A 25,544-nucleotide genomic window follows, 5' to 3' on the forward strand; every position below is an offset into this window, starting at 1 on the left:
AATCAGTATGTTTCAAAAGGTTTATGGGAGAACCCTGCGTTGATTTGTATCAAATTTATTCTAGCAAATTAGAGTTATTTTTGAACAGTTATGATTAAAATCACACCAATTTAGCTTGTCTTAATAACAGTGCATGATATCTGTGACAAAAGCTCATCACCACTTCAACATACGAACTACAACTACCCATAAAGTATTAACAAAATATATGACAACTTATTTCATTTTTTGTTAACCAAATCAAACTTGAAATCAAAGTTTCCACTTTTAACATCCACTACTCAGCCTTTTTACCTATTAGCTAAAAAAATTGTTATTCACTAAAAACAAAAAAATCCCAGTGCTTATGCAACTGGGATTTTTATAAATGAATAATTTAACGATTAGAAGGTTTATCTATTCCGAAGTGCAAATAGGCTCTGTCGGTAGCAATTCGACCTCGTGGAGTTCTTTGTAGATAACCTTGTTGAATTAAATATGGTTCTAGCACATCTTCAATGGTGTCTCTCTCTTCACCAATTGCGGCTGCCATATTGTCGATACCAACCGGACCACCACCAAACTTCTCCATAATTGCGAGTAGAAGCTTTCTATCCATGTAATCGAAACCTTTCGCATCGACATCCAGCATGTTAAGCGCTTTATCAGCAACCTCAGGACAAATATGACCATCCCCTTTGACCTCTGCATAATCACGTACACGACGCAGCAAACGGTTAGCAATACGAGGTGTACCACGCGCACGGCGAGCAACTTCTAACGCGCCTTCTGACTCCATCGAAAGACCGAGACAATCTGCGCTTCTCTGAACAATATTTTGTAGATCTTCAACTTTATAGTACTCAAGGCGTTGAGTAATACCAAAACGATCACGTAATGGAGAGGTCAACGAACCAGCACGAGTGGTTGCGCCGATCAAAGTAAAAGGAGGGAGATCGATCTTGATAGAACGCGCCGCAGGCCCTTCACCAATCATAATGTCCAGTTGGTAATCTTCCATTGCTGGATACAAAACCTCTTCAACCACAGGGCTTAGTCGATGAATCTCATCAATGAACAGCACATCATTCTCTTCAAGGTTTGTCAGCAATGCCGCTAAGTCACCCGCTTTTTCTAGCACAGGCCCTGAAGTAGTCCGTATGTTCACATCCATTTCATTGGCAACAATGTTAGCCAATGTGGTTTTACCCAAGCCTGGAGGACCAAATATCAACAGATGATCGAGCGCCTCGCTACGTAATTGTGCCGCTTTGATGAAAATCTCCATCTGGCCACGAACGTGATCCTGACCTTGATAATCGGCTAATGCTTTTGGTCGTATCGCGCGGTCAATAACATCTTCATCTTTAAAGACCGGATTATCAGGAGCAATGAGGCGATCTGCTTCAATCATAGGGGTTCCAATTTGAGAGCTCTAACTCTGTTATATCTAATTTCTAACTCGATGTTTTGTTGTCCACGACGTTGAACGTGAAACGGCTGAACACCAATATAGTGGAGGCTTACCTGCAGCATATAAAACCCTGCAAAAAAGTAAGATCTATTTAAACCATCGACTTCAATGCTTCGCGAATCAACTGTTCACTCGTCATGCCTTCTTTAGCCACTTGAGAAACAACCTTAGAAGCTTGAGTTGGTTTATAACCTAATGCAAGTAGTGCACTTACCGCTTCTTCTTCAGCATCATGAACCGTCGGCACAGAATCAATAGGTGCTGCATCCGTCGCAGGCGTGAACAAATCACCGACGCCCCACCCTTTCAAACGGTCTTTCATTTCAACAACAAGTCGCTCTGCCGTCTTCTTACCAACACCCGGCAATTTTACCAACGTAGAAATATCTTCGCGTTCAACACTTTGAATAAACTGGCTAGCCGTCATACCTGAAAGGATACCAAGGCCTAGCTTAGGGCCAACACCGTTCGCTTTGATAACTTCGCGGAATAGCGCTCGCTCTTTAATAGTGTTGAAACCATAAAGCAGTTGTGCATCTTCACGTACAACAAAGTGAGTGTAGATAATTGCCTCTTCGCCCACGTTTGGTAATTCATAAAAACAGCTCATTGGCATTTGAACTTCATAGCCAACGCCACTCACTTCGATTAATAACTCTGGTGGCTGTTTTTCTATTAATATACCGCGTAGACGTCCGATCACAATTCACTCTCTTGGTGGAACATAATTTGAGGGACAGAATATAAAAGAACTGGATGCTTATCCAGTTCTTTATGTTTATTAGAGTGATTTATTTACACTTGCTTGGCTTGTGAAGCCGCATTATTCAAGCTTTTAAGAAAGCACTAAGATCTAGGTTAACGGTAACGCCCTTTTTTTGCTCCAGTTGCTTTACCAGCAAGTGCAACTAAGGTTTTATTGGTGTTCGCGTGAGTGATTGCTACACCCAGAGCATCGGCTGCATCGGCCTGTGGCTTGGCAGGTAGCTTAAGCATGCTCATTACCATGTTCTGAACCATAGACTTGTCCGCGCCGCCATTACCTGTCACCGCTTGCTTAATTAAACGAGCCGCGTATTCATGAACAGGCAAATCCGCATTTACAGCCGCTACTATTGCGCTACCACGAGCTTGACCAAGTTTAAGCGCCGAATCCGCATTCTTCGCCATGAAGACCTGCTCTATCGCAAACACATCCGGCTGGAATTGAGTGATGATTTCACTTACACCCGCATAAATTTGCTTTAGTCGACCCGGTAACTCTTTTTCAGAGGTGCGAATGCAACCACTCCCTAAGTAATATAGGTGGCGGCCATTTTGACGAATAACACCGTAACCGGTAATGCGTGAGCCAGGGTCAATCCCTAAGATAATAGACATAACTTCAAATACTGATTATTTATACATGCTTTATGAGCTTAGTATATCGAACGCAAAAAAAAAATGCCCGTCAAATTACGGGCATTTCTATTCACTTAAAAGATAGAGTACTTAGCTTATTCGGCTGACTCTTCTTTTTGTGCAACTTTAACAGCGATTGCTAGCTCTTCCAATGATGCTGGGTTCGCTAGGCTTGGCGCGTCTGTTAGTAGACATGCTGCAGCGGTTGTTTTCGGGAATGCGATAACGTCACGGATGTTCTCTGTACCACAAAGTAGCATTGCTAGACGGTCAAGACCGAATGCTAGACCAGCGTGTGGTGGAGTACCGTATTGAAGAGCATCTAGTAGGAAGCCGAACTTCTCTTGCTGCTCTTGTGCTTCGATACCTAGGATACCGAATACCGCTGTTTGCATTTCTGCGTTGTGAATACGTACAGAACCGCCGCCCACTTCGTAGCCGTTGATTACCATGTCGTATGCATCAGAGTTTGCTGCTGCTGGGTTCGCTTTAAGCTCTTCCGCGTTCACACCTAGTGGTGATGTGAATGGGTGGTGCATTGCGTGTAGGTTACCTTCGCCGTCTTCTTCGAACATTGGGAAGTCAACAACCCACAGTGGAGCCCATGCAGATGTGTCTGTTAGCTCTAGATCAGTACCTAGTTTAAGACGAAGTGCGCCCATTGCTTCAGCAACTATACCCGCTTTGTCTGCGCCGAACAGAATGATATCGCCAGATTCAGCTTGAGTGCGATCGAGAATACCGTTGATTACGTCCTCGCTTAGGAACTTAGCAACTGGAGATTGAATACCTTCCATGCCTGCAGCACGGTCGTTAACCTTCATCCAAGCTAGGCCTTTCGCGCCGTAGATGTTTACGTGTTCAGCGTAACCGTCGATTTGCTTACGAGTTAGCTTAGCGCCACCTGGTACACGGATAACCGCTACGCGACCTTTTTCGTCGTTAGCTGGGCCAGAAAATACTTTGAACTCAACGTCTTTAACCAAGTCAGCAACGTCAACTAGCTCTAGTGGGTTACGTAGATCTGGCTTATCAGAACCGAAACGACGAATCGCTTCAGAGAAAGGCATTACTGGGAATTGACCCAGTTCAACATCTAGAAGTTCTTTCCACATATCGTGAACAAGCTTCTCAGTTACGTTACGTACTTCTTGAGAAGTCATGAACGATGTTTCGATATCGATTTGAGTAAATTCAGGCTGACGGTCAGCACGTAAATCTTCATCACGGAAACATTTAACGATTTGGTAGTAACGGTCAAAACCAGACATCATCAGCAGTTGCTTGAACAGCTGAGGAGATTGAGGAAGTGCGTAGAAGCTACCTTTGTGAACACGGCTTGGTACTAGGTAATCACGAGCACCTTCTGGTGTCGCTTTCGTTAGTACTGGCGTTTCGATGTCTAGGAACAGGTTCTCATCAAGGAAACGACGAACGAAGCTAGAAGCACGTGCACGAAGCTTGATACGGTCGCTCATTTCTGGACGACGAAGATCGATGTAACGGTACTTAAGACGCTGCTCTTCAGAGTTCGTTTGGTTGAAGTCTAGTGGAAGCGCTTCTGAGCGGTTGATGATCTCTAGCCCCGTCGCGTAAAGCTCTACTTCACCAGTAGCCATGTCTTTATTTACTTGGCTGTCAGGACGAACACGCACTTCACCAGTAAATTTGATACAGAATTCATTACGCAGTTGGTTAGCGATCGGGAAGATATCTTTCATATCTGGATCGACAACAACCTGAACGATGCCTTCACGATCACGCATATCAATAAAGATAAGACCGCCTAAATCACGGCGACGGTTTACCCAGCCGCACAATTCTACAGTTTGTCCCGCCAGGGACTTGTTCAGGTTACCACAGTAATGGGTACGCATAATGAATTTCCCAATCTCTTAATAATTTACTAATTTCCAAGCTGTAGGTGTCAAAATAGCCCTACAGAGCTTTTCACCTAACGAAGCGAGGAATCATTTATACGCGGAAACTCGCTTAAAATCGACCTTCCACATTCGAATTTATTATGTTTTATCTGGCTTTACTGCTTTTTAGCCCATCAAGTGCGCAAAGATTCATCAAAACCAAAAAAATTGGCATAATTATATCTCGAAAGTACCGTAATCGGCAAAAGTCTCGTACAGTAGATTTGCACTTCAACTAAAAATTTTTTGTAATGACTAATGACGCGATGACAAATAGCGTGATAACTAACGGTGTAATAACAATGGAAACTTTACCTCTAAGACTTGGCTTAACAATGTGGTCTCATTCTGAGTGGCAAAGTCAGTTCTATGGCAAGGGGACAAAGCCTGCAGAACGCCTAGAAAAATACACCCAAGTTTTTCATACCGTTGAAGGCAACACGACCTTTTACGCTACGCCGAGTATGTCTACCGTTCATAACTGGAAAGCCGCGAGTCACGATGATTTCAGGTTCACTTTCAAGCTACCTAAATTCATAACCCACCAGCAACAACTCAGGCATTGCCAAGCCGAACTCAAAGAGTTCTTAACGACCATGTCACCACTCCATGATCGCATTGGTCAATGGACGATTCAGCTACCACATAGCTTTGAACCTAGCATGCTCCCAGTGCTACAAAAGTTTTGTACGTTATTTCCAAAAGACATGCAGCTTGGTGTTGAAGTCCGTCACTTGGGTTTCTTTGACAAAGGTGATGCCGAAAAACGCTTCAACCAATGGCTGGTTGAAGAAGGCATCAATCGCATCATTATGGATAGCCGCCCCGTATTTTCCGCGCCGCCAACCACAGAGGCAGTGATCGATGCACATCAGAAGAAGCCACGCGTACCCGTTCATGCGATTGCAACCGCCAACAACCCAATGATTCGATTCATTGGCCACCCTGATCAAGAGCCTAACATCGAGTTTTTTAAACCATGGTTTAACAAAATTCCAAACTGGCTTAGTGAAGGCAAACAACCGTATTTGATGATCCACACTCCAGACAACAACCACGCGCCTGAACTTGCAATTGATATATATCAGCGATTGCAAAAGCAAGTATCTGAAAATACTTCATTATTATTGCCCGATCTGGCTCAGTTTCCAGCTCAGAAAGGCAATCACCAAATATCAATGTTTTAATCCCACTCTCTCGTATAGAGCCAAACATCAGGACTAATCTCAGTTTTCGTGACAGCAGTCTTTTTTTTACGTAAAATACGCCCCCTTTTATTTGGTACGAATTTCGGACCAATTACGCTGACTGTCGAGAGAAAATGCCATGAGCAACACAGACAATATCTTTTCCGCTCCTATTGATAAAATTGGAGACTTCACCTTTGATGCAAGGGTTGCTGAAGTATTTCCGGATATGATTCAACGCTCGGTGCCTGGCTACAGCAATATCATCTCTGCGATCGGCATGTTAGCTGAGCGCTTCGTAAAACCGCATTCAAATATATATGACCTAGGTTGCTCTCTTGGTGCGGCTACGCTTTCAATGCGCAGACACATTCAGCAAGAAGGCTGCACGATTTTCGCTATCGATAACTCAGAAGCCATGGTTGAGCGCTGTAAATTACACGTTAACGCTTACCGCAGTGACACGCCGGTAGAAGTAATCGAAGCTGATATTCGTGAAGTAGAAATCAAAGATGCTTCTGTTGTGGTACTTAACTTTACGCTGCAATTCTTGTCTCCAGACGACCGATACGCTTTGCTTGAAAAAATTCACGCAGGCTTACGCCCAGGTGGCATCTTAATTCTGTCAGAAAAATACGTATTCGAAGATGAAAGCTCAAACGAGCTGCTTATCGACCTGCATCATGATTTCAAACGTGCTAACGGTTACAGCGAGCTAGAGGTAAGCCAGAAACGCAGCGCAATTGAAAACGTGATGCGGCCTGACTCGGTCAAGGTTCATAAAGAACGTTTTCAAAAAATCGGTTTTTCTAGTTGCGAAGTTTGGTTCCAGTGTTTCAACTTTGGTTCGATGTTCGCTATCAAATAAAACACAAACATAATCAGTTAGAGACGATTCATTCGGACTTTAACCACTAATTTCCTGTGTTGTGATGCTCAGCGTCACACACATTATGAATTCCACAACGGTTTATATTACCCATGTTTAATTTTGCTAATTTTTATCAACTTATCGCCCAAGATACTCGCCTTCAGCCGTGGTTAAACGTCCTGCCACAGCAACTGACCGATTGGCAAAATGCAGAGCACGGTGACTTCGACCGTTGGTTACGTGCACTAAACAAGATTCCACAAGGTGTGCCTGACCAAATTGATCTGAAAAACTCAGTGACCATTGGCAGCTCAACACCGTTCCACACCGGTGAGCTTAAAAAGTTAGAAAGCTTACTGAAGACTTTCCACCCTTGGAGAAAAGGCCCTTACACGGTTCACGACATTCATATCGATACGGAATGGCGCAGTGACTGGAAATGGGATCGCGTGCTTCCACATATCACCCCACTAAAAAACCGCTCGGTGCTCGATGTAGGTTGTGGCAATGGTTACCACATGTGGCGCATGCTTGGCGAAGGCGCTCGCCTAACGGTGGGTATCGACCCTTCTCACCTTTTCTTGGTTCAGTTTGAAGCTATCCGTAAGTTAATGGGCGATGACCAACGTGCTCACCTTTTACCTCTAGGCATAGAGCAACTCCCAAAATTGGAAGCCTACGACACAGTATTTAGCATGGGCGTGCTATACCACCGACGTTCACCGCTTGATCACTTAATTCAACTGAAAGACCAATTGGTATCTGGCGGTGAGTTAGTGCTTGAAACCTTAGTGATTGAAGGCGATGAAAATGCAGTCCTAGTTCCTGTTGACCGTTACGCGCAGATGAGAAACGTCTACTTCTTCCCTTCAGCTCGCGCACTGAAACGTTGGCTTGAACAGGTTGGCTTTGAAGACGTTCGTATCGTTGACGAAAATGTCACCACTATAGGTGAACAACGCACAACGGAATGGATGACACATAACTCTCTGCCAGATTACCTAGATCCGAACGATCCGAGTAAAACGGTTGAAGGCCACCCTGCACCAAGGCGTGCGATTTTGGTAGCAACAAAGCCATAGATTCTCAGCCCACAAAATAATAGCTACTGAGGGAAAAATGAGGGGTTATTTTGCGTGTAAACCCATCATTTTTTCGCAGTACACTTTGACCAAAGAGCCCCAAAATTGACGCCTGTTTAATAAGTAAGCTATTTAAGATTGCGATAATTGGCGTAGCGCTCACATTGCGATTCAATATGACCAGACTCTAACATTAGGATGCTTCACGCATGCTTTCCGGTAGGATAAACTGCTAAATAGTATGAACTATTCTCTAATTCCCAAAGGTTTTTTTATGTTTAAGCGATTATCGCCAATTGTGGCGGTTGGTTTGCTCTCTGGCTGCACCCTCACTAACGGTGCGACCTACCACCAAGAAACGCTCGACGCAATTTCCCACTCAGAGGCAAACATCGCAAATAAAGTTCAGAATCTTGAACTACAAATGAGTAACCAAAGCGACTATATTGAAAGCCTAGAAGATGAAATTACGACTCTTTCTAGTCAACTAAATGCTCATCTAACTCGTATTGAACACAAGGTTATTGAAGAGCAAGAGGAAGAAGAACCTGAAGTCGTTGTCGCTGACCCTGTCACCCCGACGTTACAACCTACCATCTTAGGCGGAATCGAGAAGGTATCTATCGACTCGATAAAACAAAGCTTTGACGCTCGTGTTGATACCGGCGCAACCACCTCCTCTTTAAATGCCGTCGATATTAAAGAATTCGAACGTAACGGTAAGAACTGGGTTAAATTCCACCTAGACGACCAAGCAGAAGCAGAAAAAGAACAAAAATGGATCGAAGCACCTGTTATACGTTATGTGAAAATCCGACAATCAACAAATGATCAGACAGAGCGAAGAGCGGTGATTGAATTATGGGTGAAAGTTGGAAAAATCCATGAAAAAGCGCAATTTACATTGGCGGATCGCTCTCAAATGAGTCACCCTGTATTACTAGGGCGCGAATTTATCAAAGACATCGCGCTAGTGGATGTAAGCAAAACGTACGTACAAACGGAAGCTAAATAACAATAGTAGGGCAAGCTATGACGTCAAGAATTCCATTTTATATTTCTATTTTCCTGCTCATTGTGGCAGGTATAACGCTAAGTATGTTTAGGCATACAACCTACGGTGTACCTTGGACTCCAGGAGAAACTAGACAAGTATGGGACATTGAAGCTCGTATCGAATTCAATGCAATAGGTAAAGAAGCAAAGGTTTCATTAGCAGCTCCTCACACTCAGTCTAATTACACACTTATCGGTGAATCAGCTTCATCACCAGGCTACGGTATCTCCTACTTGAATACAGAGTCAGGTCGCCGTGCAGAGTGGTCTATTCGTTATGCAGATGGTCCTCAAACCATCTACTACAAAACACAATTTCTAGTCGACAACCAAGCTAAAGTAAACGATGCACCACCAGAAGGTGAAATAACGCAACCAAGCTTCGACGGTCCAGAAGAAGCGGCATCTCTTGCTCTGATAGATAGAGCAACAAAGCGTTCCGCAGACAACCTAACCTTTACTCGTGAGTTGATTAAAACGCTTAACGATCCTGATAGTCAAAACTCTGCTCTAATTCTGAATAACATGACGAAAGTTGAAGCGACACACAAGCTACTTTCGACAGCCAAAATTCACAACAAAGTAGTCGGTGTTATTGAATTGGAAGATGGACGTCGTCGACAATCAATCCAACACATGATCCAAATCTGGGACAATGACCAGTGGATTTTGTTCTCTCCAGAGTCGAGTCAACGACAAGTTCAACCAAACCTACTTATCTGGGATGAATCCAACGTTTCTCTGCTAGATGTTGTTGGTGGTCAGAACAGTAAAGTTCATTTCTCTATGATTGCTCAGGAAGTATCTCCAACTGAAGCAACCAACAACAAGGTTTCAGCTGATCGATTATTGAACCTATCGATTCACAGCCTGCCGCTAGAAGAGCAAGCGATGTTCAAAACCATCATGCTTATTCCTATCGGTGCACTGATTGTTGTGTTCCTACGCGTGATCATCGGTTTGAAAACATCTGGTACGTTCATGCCAGTTCTGATTGCCGTGGCGTTTGTTCAAACACAATTAATAACGGGTATTGTCGGTTTCCTATTAATTGTCGGTACCGGTCTGGTGATACGAAGTTACTTATCAAAACTCAACTTACTCCTGGTAGCTAGGATATCCGCCGTCATCATTACAGTAATCATGATCATCTCCGTGTTTACCGTGGTCGCATTTAAGGTTGGTCTGACAGAAGGTCTATCCATTACGTTCTTCCCAATGATCATCCTATCTTGGACTATCGAACGTATGTCTATTCTATGGGAAGAAGAAGGCGCGAAAGAAGTCGTGTTACAAGGTGGTGGTTCTCTGTTTACCGCTATTCTTGTTTATTTAGGCATGACGAACCCATTCATTCAGCACTTAACGTTTAACTTTATTGGTCTACAGCTTGTTATTCTAGCAACCATCTTGCTACTAGGTAACTATACTGGCTACCGTCTAACCGAGCTTCGTCGCTTTAAACCGCTAGCGGAGGACTAAGTTATGTTTGATCAGTTTACTTCACCGTTTAGGTTGAAAGACAAAGGCATAATGGGAATGAACAAGCGTAACCATAGCTATATTGGTCGCTACAATGATCGTTCCAAGTATCCACTCGTTGATGACAAGCTTAAGACTAAGATCATTGCAGAACAGGCAGGCGCAACTGTACCGAAGTTGATTGGCGTTATTAGTCACCAAGCTGAAGTGAAAACAATCCACAAGATGGTTAAAGAGTGGCCGGGTTTCGTAATCAAGCCAGCTCAAGGTAGTGGTGGTAAAGGCATCCTTGTTGTGACATCTCACAAGGATGGCGTTTATACCAAGCCATCCGGTTCAACCATCAATGAAGAAGATGTAGAACGCCATATCAGTAACGCTCTAGCGGGCCTTTTCTCTCTGGGTGGCAAGAACGACGTAGCCGTAGTTGAAAACCTCATCAAGTTTGACGAGTGTTTCGATGGCTTTAGTTATGAAGGTGTGCCCGATGTACGAATCATCGTATTCAAAGGCTATCCTGTGATGGCTATGATGCGCCTTTCAACTTCTGCTTCTGACGGCAAGGCAAACTTACACCAAGGCGCTGTGGGGGTTGGTATTTGTATTGCTACCGGAAAAGCCGTCCGTGCGGTCCAGTTTGACCACCCTGTGACTCACCACCCAGATACCGGTAAAGAACTGGCGCTACTTCAAGTACCGCATTGGGAAAAGCTGCTAACTCTTGCATCAAGCGCTTGGGAAATGACAAGTCTTGGTTACATGGGTACTGACATGGTTTTAGACCAAGAAGAGGGCCCTATGGTACTGGAACTCAACGCTCGTCCTGGGTTAGCAATACAGATTGCAAACGGCGCGGGTTTGCTTCCTCGCTTACACCATATTGAAAACATAGGCACACCCGCCGAATACCCAAAAGCAGCAGAGCGCGTTGCATACGCCGCTAAGCAATTCGGTGTTCACGGTAACGAGATTGTTCCGAACTAAGCTATTTGCTGACTAGGTCACTTGATACCTAATTAGAGCTCAACAAAAAAGCCGCGTAACTCTCAGAGTTATGCGGCTTTTTAATGCCTGCCATCGTCACCTAGCTAATATGATTAAGCCTCTGTTACTTCACTCTCAGTCTCGCGAATAGGATCAATACGCACAGCCGCTACCTTAAACTCAGGGATCTTGGCATGCGGATCTGTCGCAGTGGTAGTCAAACGGTTAACCGGTGATTCTACGAAATGGAATGGAATAAACACCACGCCTTGCTGCATTCGCTTGGTTACAAACGCTGCGATTTCAATTTCGCCACGACGTGTTGAGACTTTCAGCATCTGACCATTCGAGATACCTAGCGCTTCAGCATCATGAACACTCACCATGGCACGCGGCCCTGCTAAGTTATCCAGCCCTTTGGTTTTACGTGTCATGGTTCCGGTGTGGAACTGCTCCAATACCCGCCCCGTTGTTAGCACTAATGGGAATTCTGAATCCGGCAGCTCTGCCGCATACCGAAACGGAATCGCTTCCATTTGACCACGCCCGCGAGTGAATTGGGTTTGGTGCATGATGCGAGTGCCGTCTGGGTTGTTCTTATTACTCGGCCACTGTACGCCATTAACCGTTATGTTCTCCCAACGTAAACCACCATACTGTGGCGTTACACGTGCTATCTCATTGGTGATATCAGCAACCGAGCCATATTCCCAATTACCGCCCATCGCATTAGCCAACATTTGGATAATCACCCAATCTTCTTTCGCTTCACCTGGAGGTAGCACCGCTGGGTTAATACGCTGAACGCGTCGCTCAGTATTGGTAAAGTGACCTGACTTTTCAGCGAACGAGCAAGATGGCAGAACCACATCGGCATACTGCGCCGTTTCAGTTAAGAAGATATCTTGAACGACAAGGAAATCCAACGCTTCAAGCCCTTCAATCACGTGCGCTTGGTTTGGATCACTAAGCACTGGATTTTCGCCCATCACGTATAAACCACGTACATCTCGATTACACGCACCATCAATAATCTCGGTCAACGTTAACCCCGTTTCAGCAGGCAAATCAGCAACGCCCCACTCCATCGCGAACTTTTGGCGAACCATTGGGTTATACACTTTCTGATAGCCTGGCAGGTTGTTTGGCAATGCGCCCATGTCGCACGCACCTTGAACATTGGATTGGCCACGCAGTGGGTTGATACCACCACCTTCAATACCGATGTTGCCACACAAGAGTTGCAGGTTAGCAATCGAGCGAACGTTATCGTGGCCAGTGGTATGTTGCGTGATACCCATGGAGTAATACACCGCAGTACGTTTTGCCGTACCGATCAAGCGTGCCATTGCGAAGATGTCTTCCGCTTTAACGCCAGTCACCAGCTCTACTTTGTCTAGTGAATAGCTTGGTGACATCACCTCTTGGAGCAAGGTATCAAAGCCATCGACACGATCTTCGATATACTCTTGGTCATACCAACCGTGTTTGATGATCTGTTGCATCACACCATTAATCAGCATCACATCGGTACCCGGTCTGTGCGCTAAATAAAGCTCAGCATGGTCAGCAATATCGATTCTTTTAGGATCGGCGACAATCAAACGAGCACCGTTATGCCTCACAGCCTGTTTGATGTGTGAGCCGATAATTGGGTGCGCGGATGTAGTGTCTGAACCAATGATAAAGATAACATCTGAGTGTTTGATACTTGGGATATCATTAGTCATCGCCCCGCTGCCCAGCGAAGCTTCTAAACCTGTAACAGTCGAAGCATGACAAAGGCGCGCACAGTGATCGACGTTATTGGTGCCTAGCTCGCGACGTATAAATTTTTGGAACGCATAGTTATCTTCGTTGGTGGTTTTAGCCGACGAAAAACCCGCCAAAGCGTTACTGCCCAAGCCTTGCTTAATCGCGGTAAACTTCTCGGCAATAAGCTCGACTGCTTCATCCCAGCTTGCAGGTTGCAACCAGCCATCTTTACGAATTAGTGGTGTGGTTAAACGCGCATGACTGCCCACAAAGTCGAAGCCGAATCGTCCCTTAACACACAACATGCCTTCATTAACCGGAGAATCACCGCCCTCGATATAGCGGATTTTGTTTTTCTGCTCATCGATATGCATGGTTAGCTTACAGCCGACACCGCAATAAGTGCAGATGGTATCGACTTTCTTAAGTACGTCTGTGTCTCCCTGCTTTCTATCACGAGCATCGACCATTGCACCGGTCGGACACGCCTGAATACACGATCCACATTGAACGCAGTTTGAGTCGCCCATTAAGGTCTTGTCCGCACCAAAGTTAGGGCGACATTCAGGTCTTGATGCAGGTTTGCCATCGGATTGATTCATAAAGCTTAAAACGCCATGGACATTCTGTTCTCGACACGCTTGGATACACTGGCCGCAACTGATACAGCGGTTGGCGTCAAAGACAATAAATTCTGAGCTATCATCGACTGAAAATTTTTGTCTTGTTAAACCGACCTTCGCTTCTTCTGCACGTATCGCCTGCCAGTTCTCATTCGAAGCCACATCGATTTTGTATTCTGGATGGGTTTGCGTTGCTTTGTATTCGGTCGAGTAGTCTCGTAGGTCGCAATCGGTATTAGCTTGGCAGCCACACTCTAAACATCTTGCAGCTTCAGCAATGGCATCGGCATTATCAAAGCCTGTTTCTACTTCCTCAAAACTTTGCTCGCGCTGCTCTGGGGTGAGCTCTGGCATGATTTTACGAGCCATGCGTTGTATCGACTGATATTGCTCAGGATCCACCGCTTTGAGCTGTTTGTGCTTTCTTGAGTTAAACGGTTTAGCCGGAATATTTTCCATATCACCATGGAAGAAGCGATCGATCGCTTGTGCAGCAATACGCCCATCCCCCACCGCTTCAACCGCGGTTGCAGGACCTCGCCGGAAATCACCGATACTAAATATATTACCGGTTCCGGTATGCATGGTTCGCGGATCAGCGTCCGCAGTATTCCAACGCGTTAACGGGATTTCTAGTGACTCATTGTCCATAAAGCTAAGATCAGGCTTTTGCGACACGGCGGCAATCACAGTATCGAAAGCCTCAACAAAAAACTCACCCGTAGGTTTCGGGCTTCGTCGACCTGATGCATCCGCAGGGCCAAGCGCCATACGCTCTAATCTTATTTCAGATACATGGCCATTTTCACCAGCCATATTCTCAGTAGGATTGGTCAAGAAGTGAAACTTCACTCCTTCGTGTTCAGCTTCTTCAATTTCGTAGTCTTCCGCCGGCATCTCGTCTCGTGTTCGTCGATAAATTAGCGTGGTATCGGCCCCATCACGGACTGCTGTTCGAGCGCAGTCAATCGCGGTATTACCACCGCCGATCACCGCGACTTTCTTACCCGTAATGAAGTTTTTGTCAGTCACATAATCTTTCAAGTAATCGACACCCAAATAGCAGCCACCAAGGTCACTACCGGGATAATTCATCTCAACGGCTTGTGACGCACCCACTGCTAAGCAAACCGCATCAAAATCACGGCTAAGATCTGACAAGGTGAAATCAACACCAAGCTTCTTATCGCACTCTACTGCCATTCCGTTACGACACATGAGCTCGATTTCTTTATCTAGAATCGACTTCGGTAGGCGATACTCAGGAATGCCATAACGCAACCAACCACCAGCTTTAGGCATCGATTCGTAAACACTGACATCATAACCTTCATTAGATAGGTAATAACCTGCTGTTAAGCCACCAGGGCCACTACCAACAATTGCAATACTCTTGTCTTTGTTGGGTTTCTTCGCTGGCATGTAGCTCTCTTGAGCGGCCAGATCGGCATCGGCTGCATGTCGTTTTAGCTGACGAATCGCGATGGATTCATCGACCAAGTTACGACGACATTCGGTTTCACAGAAAGCAGGACACACACGACCAATTGAAAGCGGCATTGGTAATGTCTTTTTGATCACTTCAATCGCTTTGATGTGATCATTTTGCGCAATATGATGGAGGTAAGATTGGATATCGACACCCGCAGGGCAAGCGGTTTGGCACGGTGCTTCACAGTCAGCGTAGTGGTCTACCATGATACGATTCAACGCATCTTGTCGATGAGCCGTTAGCTGTTTAGATTGAGTGGTGATGTTCAAGCCATTGGCTACCCCAAGCTCACAAGAACGTGTCACGCCCATCCCATCCACTTCAACCACACACAAATCACACGGCACTTTGTCCGTTGTTTTGTTCAAACCACATAACGATGGAATCTCTAAACCACATGTTTTTGCTGCCTCAAGAACGGTTTGCCCTTGTTCAACGATTCGAAATTTTCCATCAATGACGATTTGAATCATACCTTAGTCCTACCTTTACCTTTCGCACACGCGGGATATCAACAATTAAAAATATAAGCAATACAATATCGTTAACATTATTAGACTCATGGCATTACCATACATTATTTGTGGATTTGTACGTGTGACCTCAAACAAGTTCCATTGATAATAACCATAAGATATGAGTGGTCTTATCAGTGTCGATGAGAAGATTGAACTGGAGGCATTCAGTTGAAAAGAGTTAAATGTGAGGTACAAAAAAGCCCCTAATGGTTAGGGGCTTTGAACAAATATCATTGGGCCATTACCGAGCTTACTGCTCAGCTTCTTCGATAAGCTCTTGAACCGGAGAGGCTGGTTTATTTTGCGCAAAACCACGCAGGCCAACAACGTGCACGTGTTCGTGATCTTTGAAAACCTTACGTACCAGTTTATAGGTTGTGCCTTTTTCTGGGCTAATGTTCTCTGGGGCTGCAATCAAAAGTTGCATGCCTAGACGATCACAAAGCTCAAACAGTGTTGAGATAGATTTGGCATCCAAACGTGCTGCCTCATCAAGGAACAACAAGCGACATGGGACGATATCTTTACTACGAAGTCGACGAGACTCCTCTTCCCAACTTTGGATAACCATCAACAGAATGGATTGACCCGTACCGATAGCTTCACCCGTAGAAAGTGCGCCCGATTCAGCTTGTAACCAACCGTCTGAACCACGGTTAACTTCTACACTTAACTCTAGGTAGTTACGGTAATCCAGTAACTCTTCACCCAGAACCTGTGGAGAGCGTTGACCCATATCGATATGTGGGTTAACACGTTGGAACAGCTTCGCCATTGCTTCTGAGAAGGTAAAGCGAGTACTTTCAAACAGGTCTTTATGTTGCTCTTGCTGGGTAGCGAGGCCGGACAATAAGATCTCGTGGCTTTCACGGATCTTAACGTTCAGACGTACGCCCTTAACCTGACCAAAGTAAATATTAGACAAGCCTTGGTTCAGCATGCGGATACGGTTCTGCTCACGCTGAATCGTCTTCTTAATGATGCTAGCTACCGACTCAGAGCTGATCGCTAGGCGATTTTCACGCTGCGTCAGTTCTTCTGTTAGACGAGCCAGTTCAACTTCCATCTCTTCGATTGCTTCAACCGGATCATCGGTATGAATGATGTCTTGGCGAATACGCTCACGAAGGTGTTGGTAAACCGCAATATAGAACAGAACCTTACGCTCTGGATGAGCATTGTCTTCAGATAGGCGTAGCGAATCGCGTAGGTCTTCATTGTCAGCCACCGCCAAACGTAGCGCACCCAGTGATTTATCCGACATTGAGCGAAGTTCGCCTGCCGTTAGGTATGCCAATTCACGCTTGTGGAGACGACGCTCAACATCATTCTCACGGGCTAAACGAAGTACTGAACACCAACCTGCTTTCGCTGCAACCACGAAGGTACGAAGCTCTGTATACTCTTTCTGTACTTTCTTAAGACGCTTAGCCAGTGCTTTCATCTCAAGTTCTGTTGACGTAATCGTACGCTCGTATTCGCTCTTACGGCTACGAGAGGTGTGCAAACGCTCTTGAAGCTCATCACGACGACGTACAGCACGCTCTTCAGAGCCTTCATCAGCGTTTACACCGAACTCTTGAAGCTCTTGCTTAAACTCTTGAACCGTTTCTTGCTTCGCTTGATGTGAGCTCTTCAGTGCCGCCAATACTTGGTTGTATTGGTTCATCTGTTCGCGAGCTTGCTTCAAACCATCGCGGCCTTTGGTTCTTGCTTGTTCAGCTTGAACTAGTTTCGCTTTTAATTGCTCGCTCAGTTCACTGCTCTTATTAAGTAAATCAACAGAATCTGCGTAAGCAAAGTAGTGACGACGCTCAATCAAATCAGACAGTGCGAATACTTTGCCTTTTAGAGCTTGTAGCGCTTTATCAGCTTGTTGATATTCCGCTTCTAGCGCTTCAAATTGCTCAGGGTCTGCATCTAGTGCAGAAACAACCTGCTCCAATGAATTAAGTGCTTTACCGTGATTGTTCAAGAAAGACTTCGCTTCACTCAAACGCTCAAGTTGTACTTCTAGTTCAGCAAGGCGTTCAGCTAAGGTTTCGTCTTCTAAAATACGTACCATAGGCGCGAGTTTGTCTAGCGCACCAAGTGCGTGCTTGCTTTGTAGAAGTTGGCTGCGTTGCTGCTGTTCTTTAGAATCCAACTCAGCCAAAGAACGAACAATTTGACTACGCTTATCACGAATAGACGCTAGAGCCTGTTCAGGATCGGCGTTGAATGCAACGTGCAGGTGTCTCGCAACAAAGCTGTTGAATGCTTGGTATAAGCGATTCAGTTTTTGTGCATCAAATGCTGCTTTCGCGTGGTTCTCAACAACCACATCACGCTCTTCACGTAATTTCTCTAAGCGTTGTTCACGAGCCGCACGGCCAAACAACGGGATCTCAGGGAAGCGAGAGTAACGCATTTGGCGATCGTTAAGCTGAACACATACAGCGCCCTCTAACTCATCGGCATTGAATGAGCTGTCATCAAACGCATCGACATCGCCTTCTAGGATGTAAAGATCTTCTGGACAGTCATCAAGGTCCACCAACTTCTCTTTAATACCACTGAGATCAGACACCACAATCGCATGACGAGCTGGGCCGTACATCGCACTGAAGTAAGGAGCATCGCCAATCGTGATATCGTCGTAGATCTCAGAAAGCAGCACGCCTCCAAGCATATCCGCCAGGCCTTTCAGTCGACGATCGTTAGAACCACCCGGTGAAGCTAAGCGTTCAATCTCTTGATCAAGTTCAGCACGACGAGTTGCCAATCGCTCTTTCGCGGCCGCTTGAGATTTCTCATCTTCAAGTACTTGCTGCATGTGAGTCATCACTGCTTGGCTATCTTCGAGCTCAGCTTCGGTTTGCCCTCTTAACGCTTCAAGAGCATCGTTTGCCGTTATCCACGCAGGAGCAATGGACTCAAGCTTTTGAATCTCTTGATCGTGGTTTTGTTGCACACGACGTTGCTCACTCTTCGCTTCACGCAGCTCTTCTTGAGCGTACTCAAGCGTTTCGATCTGCATTGCATGACGTTCGCGTTCTTCGTCGAAAACCGCTTCGTCAGTCAGTGAGATGTTATGTTGCTTTTGATATTCAGTCGCAAGCTCTTTTGCTTGACGTTGTTGTGCCACGTCACGAGCCATGTCGCGGTGCTGAGCACGCCACTGTTGTTCATTTTCAACAACGTGTTTTGCGTTACGGCCTTTTTCTAACGCCTGCTTAGCACTGTAGGATGCTTCTTTACGCTCTACGTCACCAACAATGCTTTTAACCAAAGATAACGCTTTGTCGAACTGTGCAGACGCAGCAGATGACATGTCTAGCTTATGCTTAGTAGACAGTAGCGTTTGCGTGCTTGATTCTTGTTGGGCTTTTAGCTCAGAAACCAGAGTTAATGCACTTTCTGCGGTAATAGATTCATCACCAAGTAACTGCTTCGTTTTCTCTAATGCTTGAACCGCTTGTTGGTATTGCAATGCACGAGTTTGTTGAACATCCAAAGCTTGTTGATAGTCAGCCAACTGAGTTTTCAGGCTATCCACTTCTTCTTCAGTAATGTTAGCCTGTTCTTCAGCAAGAAGTACTCGCTCTTGGGCTTCTTCAACCACCATCATCTGCTCTTCTAGACGCTCATTAAGCTCTTCTAGATCTTCGCTGTAGCGGGCAATTTTCTCTTGCTGACGAAGTGCAGTTTGAACCAGTTGAAGATGATCTGAAGCCGCTTGATAATCTTGCTCTAGCGCAGACTCTTGATCGACCAGCAGTTCAAGTTCTTCTTGAACACGATTCAGCAGGTTGTTTTGATCAAGCAAGGTTTCGCGAGAACCAAACAGTTCACCACGGAGCTTCATGGTTTGATCTAGCTTGTTACGACGATCGTTGGCATGGCGCATGTAATCTGCTGCCACATAGTTCGTTGATTCAGTGATCAAATGCTTGAACAAGTCACGATCCGACTGCGTTGTCTTGATCGCTTCTAGCGTCATGCGGTTTTCGCGTAATGCTGATTCCATATCTTGGAATGCTTTCTTCACACCGCCGTTTTGCGGCAGAAGGTAATCACGCAGAGAGCGCGTAATCGCACTAGAGATACCACCATAAAGTGATGCCTCAATTAAGCGGTAGAACTTAGAGCGATCACTGCTGTTACGCAGTTTCTTAGGAACGACACCGTACTCAAACATCTGTGAGTGGTAATCAACAATCGAAGAGAAGGCTTTGAAGTGTGCACCTTCGTATTGTGCAACTGCAGCTTTCACATCGTTCAACTGACACACACGAGCGTGACTGTCTGAAACGTTCTGAATCAGTACATCCGTTGGTTTCACATGGCTTGGAAGACCTTGGATAACGAACGGCTTGATATCGACTTTCTTATCACGACCCGCGACTTGCTGCAGTTTTACTGCAAACAGTAGGCGTTGATTGCGAGAATTCACAACGTCTAGCGCCGAATAACATGCGCCAGGTTGAAGCTTACCGTAAAGGCCTTTATCACGAGACGACTGTGAGCTGCCCGCTTCCGTCGTGTTACGGAAATGCAGAAGGCTTTGGTCGGGGATAAGTGCAGTGATGAATGCCGCCATTGTGGTCGACTTACCTGCACCGTTACCGCCAGAAAGTGTTGTAACCAATCCATCAATATCAAAAGTACGCGCAAAGAAGCCGTTCCAGTTGACCATGGTTAATGATTGATACTTACCTCTTTCAATCATGCTTCACCTTCTACTTTTGTTTGTTCGCCATCGTTCGACTCAAGGTCAAAGCCGGCTTGATCGTTAAAAATGTCTTGTTGACCGTTTTCGTCTACGTCTACGTCTGCATCGACTTCTGATACAGATTCTGTTTGCTCTTCATTCAACAAGCTACCTTGGTTAGGCTCTTGAGTATGCACCACAGCCTCACCATCACGGATAAGACGTAATTGCGCTTCTTTCATATCATCACCAACACGTACGTCAGCACCGAAACGGAATACCGCTTCGCTAATACGGAATTTACCCGTTTCGCCAATCGCAATCAGCATACCGATGCGGCGTAGACGACGTAGAGAAGTACGTACTTTTTCGAATAACTTTTCTTTGTCTAAGTCAGAGCCAGACGCACGGTTGGTTGCTAGCTTCATGAGTTTTTTCTCATCCGCTAACGCCATTAGCTCTTCAAACAACTCTTGGTTGTTGAAAATGCCTTCGTGCGCTAAACGTTCTGGGCTTAGGTACAAGAAACACAATACCTTGCCAACCAACATGTCTAGTTCAGACAACACACTACGACCAATGAGAGACGTAGAACGCGGACGCAAGTAAAAGAAGCCCTCTGGCGCTTTCACAAGCTCGGTGTTGTAGCGTTGATAAAAATGCTGAAGCTCAACTTCAAAATCAGAAAGTAACGCGTGGTTATCTAGATCTTCTGTTGAAATATGCTTACCTGAACGCAGCATACTGTCTAGCGCGGGGAACAGTGGGTTCGCTATCGCTTTTACCAGTTTCTCTGGCATGTAATCATCAGTACTTGTTAATGACATTTGCTTGTACCTTTGCACCGAAATCGTTGATTGCCTGCCAATCTGGCTGAATAGCCTGATAGTCAGACTCTGAGTAACCTAAGCGCACCGCTTGGTCGACAACAATTCTGGCTAAATCAAAATGGTGTGTGCGAGGGTGTGCAGCGAGGTAGTCGCGTAGCACAAGGCCAAGATCAATTGGCGAACCTTGCTGTTTGTGAGCTTTTAACATCTCTGCAATTCGGTCTGAAAGCAGATCATTCACTTGCTCAAATTCTTCGTATTCTACGTCGATTGGCGCTTGACCCATCACTTCGTCATCACGAAGCACGAGTGCTTCATCACGCAGATCGGTGAGCTTCTCAGCATCGGCGTAAGTCAATAACCACGGCGCATCAAAGTAGTCGGTCACCGACTGACGCAAGCGTTGGCTAAAGGCACGGTTTTTATCCATATCAATCGCGGTACGGATAAACTTGTGAACGTGGCGGTCGTAACCGATCCACAAGTCGATCGCTTGCTGACCCCAACTGGTAATTCGATCGAGCTTCATCTGCAAGCCGAACAGGGTTTCGCCGACGAATTCGAGTTCATCGTCACCATAAACAATTTCTTGAATATCGAGGATCTGCGTTTGCAGTTCATCACCCGCCGCTTGCAAGGTGTCTTGTAATTCTTTTAGCGTGGACGAGGTTTCTGAAAGCAAGGTTTCACAATTGTTAATCGCCTCTCGCCAATCCTTATTTAAAAGGTCGGCAATTTGCTGCTTAACGGTTTGCTGCTGCTCATCCATAACACGTTGGTTAAGATCAATTTGATCGAAAATTTCACCAACAGAGTATTTGAGCACACCGTATACGTTCTTTCTCCAATGTCCTGGCGTTCCGCCTTTTTGTGCTGCTTCAATGGCTTTTGCCATCTCATCTGCAACCATAGAAAGCTGGATAGACAATTTTAATTTGGAGAACTGACGATGACGTAAGTAATAATCTGAGATACCAATCGCCAATGGTGATAAGCGATAAATGCTCGCGCCATCAGTGATTTCGCTGGTAAAGCGGCTAATCAACTTCTGTTTAACCAACTCGTTGATGGCATTGTTGGCACGAAACGCTGACGCTTCGCCAGTATCTTCAAACAGTCGAGTGACAATGGCAAATGCATCGTGCAGTTCACCCTCGCCCAACTCTTCATCGAACCTTTCATTGCTTAATACTGCGATAGCAATCAAAAATGCTAAGCGCTCTGGTGGCAAGTTTAATGAAAAATCATGCTGCTTGACCCAGCCCACCAACTCATCAATTGGCTGCTCTTCGGCAGTTTGAGTCATTTCACTCATTGTGGTTCCTGTTACTGTTCTTTGTCATATCAAACATGTTATATATGACGCCTATTTCTTTATGACGCGGGCTTCTTACGATCGCATAGCGCATCTTGTGGCTTCTTTTACCACATTCACCGCTGTTATTGCGCAGGTTTTTGAGCCCAAACGTGAATATAACGGCCTAGCGACAGATATGGCTCTTGGCGACATAGCTGTTTTTCCAGTTCCAATACATCTTCAAATTGGTAATCGCCCATGTACTCCATATTACCTATGTAGTCACTGAAAGAGCGAATGCCTGATTTACCACAGATTTCTAGACCAGCGTCTTCTATCCATTGATAAACCTCTTCCGGCTTCAAGCCTTTTTGTGGTTGCAGCTTAAACCGTTTTCGATGTGGCATCCCATTCAATACATGAGGAATGTTGCCACAAATCACATTTTTCAGGACTAATCCGTGGTGGTTGTAAAACATTATCGAGGCAACGCCACCCGGTTTAACTTGTTCAAGCAATAAATCAAGCGCCTCTTTAGGATCGGCTAGCCACTCCATGACCGCGTGAAACATCACAAAATCGACTTTCTCATCGAGATGTTCTGCGACTTTTTGTACCGGTGAATGAATAAATCGATATTGCTCTAGCAAACCCGCTTCGCTGATACTTTCTTCGGCGAGTTTAAGCATCTCAGATGAGAGATCGCATAAAGACACGTTATGTCCAAGTGCGGCAATTTTTTGCGACACCTGTGCAAGTCCCCCTCCAGCATCAAGCACATGCAACGGTGAAGATGAATGCTCAAATTTGCTCAAAGCTTGCTCTAAATCTTCCCATACAATGACTTGACGGATCTCTCCTTTGTCAGAGCCGTAAATATTTTTTGCAAATTTGTGGGCAATATCGTCGAAATTACGGTCTTCAGTCACGGCTACTTGAGTTATTATGTCCTATCGTGCCTGCTATTCTGTCACAGGAATTTCAGGAATAAAGAGGCGATGTCTCTTTTTACTACTAAGTGATGTTTTTTCGGACTATTCGGATATGTTTGAGCTGAAAAAAGTAGTGTCTTCGTTACTGATGCCACTGCCAGCAATGTTAATTCTCGCCTTTCTGGGTTTAGCCCTAGTGATGTTTACTATCAACAGGAAGACGGGTTGCCTAATTACCCTTTCAGCCCTCTGTGGTATTTTCCTAATCGCTTTCCAGCCAGTTTCTAGCCAACTTTTAATGCCAATGGAAAGGCAACACACCGCTTTTTTACCCGTCGACGATACCGTCGATTACGTGATGGTGCTTGGAAGTGGTCACGTCGTAGACGACCAAATCCCGCCTACATCAGAGCTTAGCCGCACCGGTTTGATGCGTTTGAGTGAAGGAATTCGTATTCTACGTCTTTATCCTGGTGCCAAACTCATTTTGTCTGGTTACGGGGGAGGCACTGAAGTGAGCAATGCCAGAATGATGGCTAAGGTTGCCTTGGCCCTCGGCGTAGCAAAACCAGACATCATTTTGCTTGAGACAGCAAAAGATACCTGGGAAGAAGCCCGCCAAGCTGCTGCGTTTGTTAAGCACAAGAGAATGGTATTGGTGACTTCTGCAAGTCATATGACTCGTGCATTGAATGAGTTCAATGCTGCAGGTATGGATCCATTACCTGCACCCACAAACTATCTTGCACAAGAAGGGATTGTTGAGCCTTGGAATAAGTACATGCCTAAGGCGCTCTACCTTGAGCAAACCGAGCGTTACTGGCACGAGACTATGGGATTGGTTTGGCAAAACCTACGTGACTGGCTAGACACCAGTAGGGACATTTCAGAAGAACCGGTTGTTGTCCCTGAAGCTTCTAGCTTAGCTGAGGAAGACAGTGAAGTTTCTGCAGCACAGTAAGCTCAGTCCAGCCTGAAAACTCAGCCTGTTGAGCAGATAGAACAGCAAAGAAATTTATAGGTTCTTAGCTCGCTTGCAATAATCGTTAAGTAATAAAAAGCCGAGGCATCAAATGATGTCTCGGCTTTTTTCCTTCAAATATCGTTACTGACGATAAGTCCCCAAAGGGTATTAGTCACCAGCGAACATATAACCTTCACCGTGAACCGTCACAAAAATCTGTGGATTCTTAGGGTCGAACTCCATCTTTGCACGCATACGACGGATTAGTACGTCGATAGTACGGTCATTAGGTGCGTCCACTCGGTGGCTAATCATATTCAGAATACGTTCGCGGCTTAATACTTGATTAGGGTAAGAAGACAAAGCCACTAGCAGTTCGTATTCTGCTTTGGTCAGTTTCACCGGTTCGCCGTTTTTGCTTAACGCGCGACGAGGGATATCAAATGTCCACTCACCAAAACGAACCACAGACTCATCTGATGTTTCTTCGACTGCGCCCGCTGCTGTTTTACGAGCAGCAGCAATACGCCAAAGTAAGTTTTTAACTCGAACCAATAACTCGCGAAGTTCGAAAGGTTTAGTAACATAATCGTCTGCCCCCATTTCTAGGCCTACGATTTTGTCGATGCTATCCGTGCGTCCAGTAACTAAAATAATTCCAATGTCTGATTGACTGCGTAATTCGCGAGTTAGCATCAATCCATCTTCGCCTGGCAAGTTGATGTCCAGCATAATGAGGTCCACGTTGTTATCTTCTAACACGCTTCTCATTTGAGCGCCGCTTTCTGCTTCGCTCACTGTGTAACCTTCGTTCTGGAAGTATCCAACCAATTTACTGCGGGTTACCACATCATCTTCTACGACTAATACGTGATAGCTCATCTACACCACTTTTCTTATTTAATAGTTTCAATGACTATTCTATTCATAACTAGTAACAATTCTAGTGGTGCAGAAGATAAAAGCCAGAAACATGGATTTTTCTTGATACAAGACAATCTT

General features: G+C 45.3%; 17 protein-coding genes. 7 read left to right on the forward strand and 10 right to left on the reverse strand.

The annotated features are described in order from the left end of the window. Nucleotides 1–376 precede the first annotated feature (376 nt). The 4 genes from ruvB to aspS form a co-directional block, all read right to left on the reverse strand. Nucleotides 377–1,393, reverse strand: a complete 1,017-nt coding sequence (ruvB, locus tag OCV24_RS08985; protein WP_017055062.1) for a Holliday junction branch migration DNA helicase RuvB — start codon at nucleotides 1,391–1,393, stop codon at nucleotides 377–379. Between the two features lie 151 nt (nucleotides 1,394–1,544). Further along, the gene (ruvA, locus tag OCV24_RS08990; RefSeq protein ID WP_017055061.1) at nucleotides 1,545–2,156 is read right to left on the reverse strand and encodes a Holliday junction branch migration protein RuvA; all 612 of its coding nucleotides are present in this window, start codon (nucleotides 2,154–2,156) and stop codon (nucleotides 1,545–1,547) included. Between the two features lie 155 nt (nucleotides 2,157–2,311). Beyond that, the gene (gene ruvC / locus OCV24_RS08995) at nucleotides 2,312–2,833 is read right to left on the reverse strand and encodes a crossover junction endodeoxyribonuclease RuvC (RefSeq protein WP_017055060.1); all 522 of its coding nucleotides are present in this window, start codon (nucleotides 2,831–2,833) and stop codon (nucleotides 2,312–2,314) included. 116 nt (nucleotides 2,834–2,949) lie between these two features. Next, nucleotides 2,950–4,731: an aspartate--tRNA ligase gene (gene aspS / locus OCV24_RS09000; RefSeq protein WP_017055059.1), complete on the reverse strand. Its 1,782-nt coding sequence runs from the start codon at nucleotides 4,729–4,731 to the stop codon at nucleotides 2,950–2,952. Nucleotides 4,732–5,078: 347 nt separating this feature from the next. Here aspS and OCV24_RS09005 point away from each other — a divergent pair, with 347 nt between their 5' ends. From OCV24_RS09005 to OCV24_RS09030, 6 genes are all read left to right on the forward strand, one after another. Beyond that, complete coding sequence (locus tag OCV24_RS09005) at nucleotides 5,079–5,963, forward strand: DUF72 domain-containing protein (RefSeq protein ID WP_046222760.1); 885 nt, start codon at nucleotides 5,079–5,081, stop codon at nucleotides 5,961–5,963. Between the two features lie 139 nt (nucleotides 5,964–6,102). Next, on the forward strand, nucleotides 6,103–6,831 hold the full coding sequence (gene cmoA / locus OCV24_RS09010; RefSeq protein ID WP_046222759.1) for a carboxy-S-adenosyl-L-methionine synthase CmoA: 729 nt from the start codon (nucleotides 6,103–6,105) through the stop codon (nucleotides 6,829–6,831). Between the two features lie 113 nt (nucleotides 6,832–6,944). Further along, complete coding sequence (gene cmoB, locus OCV24_RS09015) at nucleotides 6,945–7,916, forward strand: tRNA 5-methoxyuridine(34)/uridine 5-oxyacetic acid(34) synthase CmoB (protein WP_017055056.1); 972 nt, start codon at nucleotides 6,945–6,947, stop codon at nucleotides 7,914–7,916. 274 nt (nucleotides 7,917–8,190) lie between these two features. After that, entirely contained in the window at nucleotides 8,191–8,931 is a 741-nt protein-coding gene (locus tag OCV24_RS09020; protein WP_077680231.1) for an ATP-dependent zinc protease family protein, read from the forward strand. Nucleotides 8,932–8,948: 17 nt separating this feature from the next. Beyond that, on the forward strand, nucleotides 8,949–10,454 hold the full coding sequence (locus tag OCV24_RS09025; protein ID WP_017055054.1) for an inactive transglutaminase family protein: 1,506 nt from the start codon (nucleotides 8,949–8,951) through the stop codon (nucleotides 10,452–10,454). Between the two features lie 3 nt (nucleotides 10,455–10,457). Continuing rightward, nucleotides 10,458–11,438, forward strand: a complete 981-nt coding sequence (locus OCV24_RS09030; protein WP_029626774.1) for an alpha-L-glutamate ligase-like protein — start codon at nucleotides 10,458–10,460, stop codon at nucleotides 11,436–11,438. Nucleotides 11,439–11,551: 113 nt separating this feature from the next. Here OCV24_RS09030 and fdhF read toward each other — a convergent pair whose 3' ends face one another. From fdhF to cmoM, 5 genes are all read right to left on the reverse strand, one after another. Beyond that, complete coding sequence (gene fdhF, locus OCV24_RS09035) at nucleotides 11,552–15,781, reverse strand: formate dehydrogenase subunit alpha (protein ID WP_150877864.1); 4,230 nt, start codon at nucleotides 15,779–15,781, stop codon at nucleotides 11,552–11,554. Nucleotides 15,782–16,076: 295 nt separating this feature from the next. After that, entirely contained in the window at nucleotides 16,077–20,537 is a 4,461-nt protein-coding gene (mukB, locus tag OCV24_RS09040) for a chromosome partition protein MukB (RefSeq protein WP_150877862.1), read from the reverse strand. After that, on the reverse strand, nucleotides 20,534–21,346 hold the full coding sequence (mukE, locus tag OCV24_RS09045) for a chromosome partition protein MukE (protein WP_102507512.1): 813 nt from the start codon (nucleotides 21,344–21,346) through the stop codon (nucleotides 20,534–20,536). Before mukE ends, mukB begins: the two co-directional genes overlap by 4 nt. Next, nucleotides 21,327–22,664, reverse strand: coding sequence for a chromosome partition protein MukF (gene mukF, locus OCV24_RS09050; protein ID WP_102507513.1), 1,338 nt, complete (start codon nucleotides 22,662–22,664; stop codon nucleotides 21,327–21,329). Before mukF ends, mukE begins: the two co-directional genes overlap by 20 nt. A gap of 125 nt (nucleotides 22,665–22,789) precedes the next feature. Next, nucleotides 22,790–23,575 (reverse strand): tRNA uridine 5-oxyacetic acid(34) methyltransferase CmoM, encoded by a 786-nt coding sequence (gene cmoM / locus OCV24_RS09055; protein WP_017055048.1) that lies wholly within the window; start codon nucleotides 23,573–23,575, stop codon nucleotides 22,790–22,792. Between the two features lie 115 nt (nucleotides 23,576–23,690). On the opposite strand from cmoM, the gene elyC reads away from it, so the two are divergent. Beyond that, the gene (gene elyC / locus OCV24_RS09060) at nucleotides 23,691–24,539 is read left to right on the forward strand and encodes an envelope biogenesis factor ElyC (protein WP_017055047.1); all 849 of its coding nucleotides are present in this window, start codon (nucleotides 23,691–23,693) and stop codon (nucleotides 24,537–24,539) included. 171 nt (nucleotides 24,540–24,710) lie between these two features. Here elyC and torR read toward each other — a convergent pair whose 3' ends face one another. Then, nucleotides 24,711–25,424, reverse strand: a complete 714-nt coding sequence (torR, locus tag OCV24_RS09065) for a two-component system response regulator TorR (RefSeq protein WP_017055046.1) — start codon at nucleotides 25,422–25,424, stop codon at nucleotides 24,711–24,713. Nucleotides 25,425–25,544: the final 120 nt, after the last annotated feature.

Source organism: Vibrio kanaloae (genome assembly GCF_024347535.1).
Lineage (GTDB): Bacteria > Pseudomonadota > Gammaproteobacteria > Enterobacterales > Vibrionaceae > Vibrio > Vibrio kanaloae.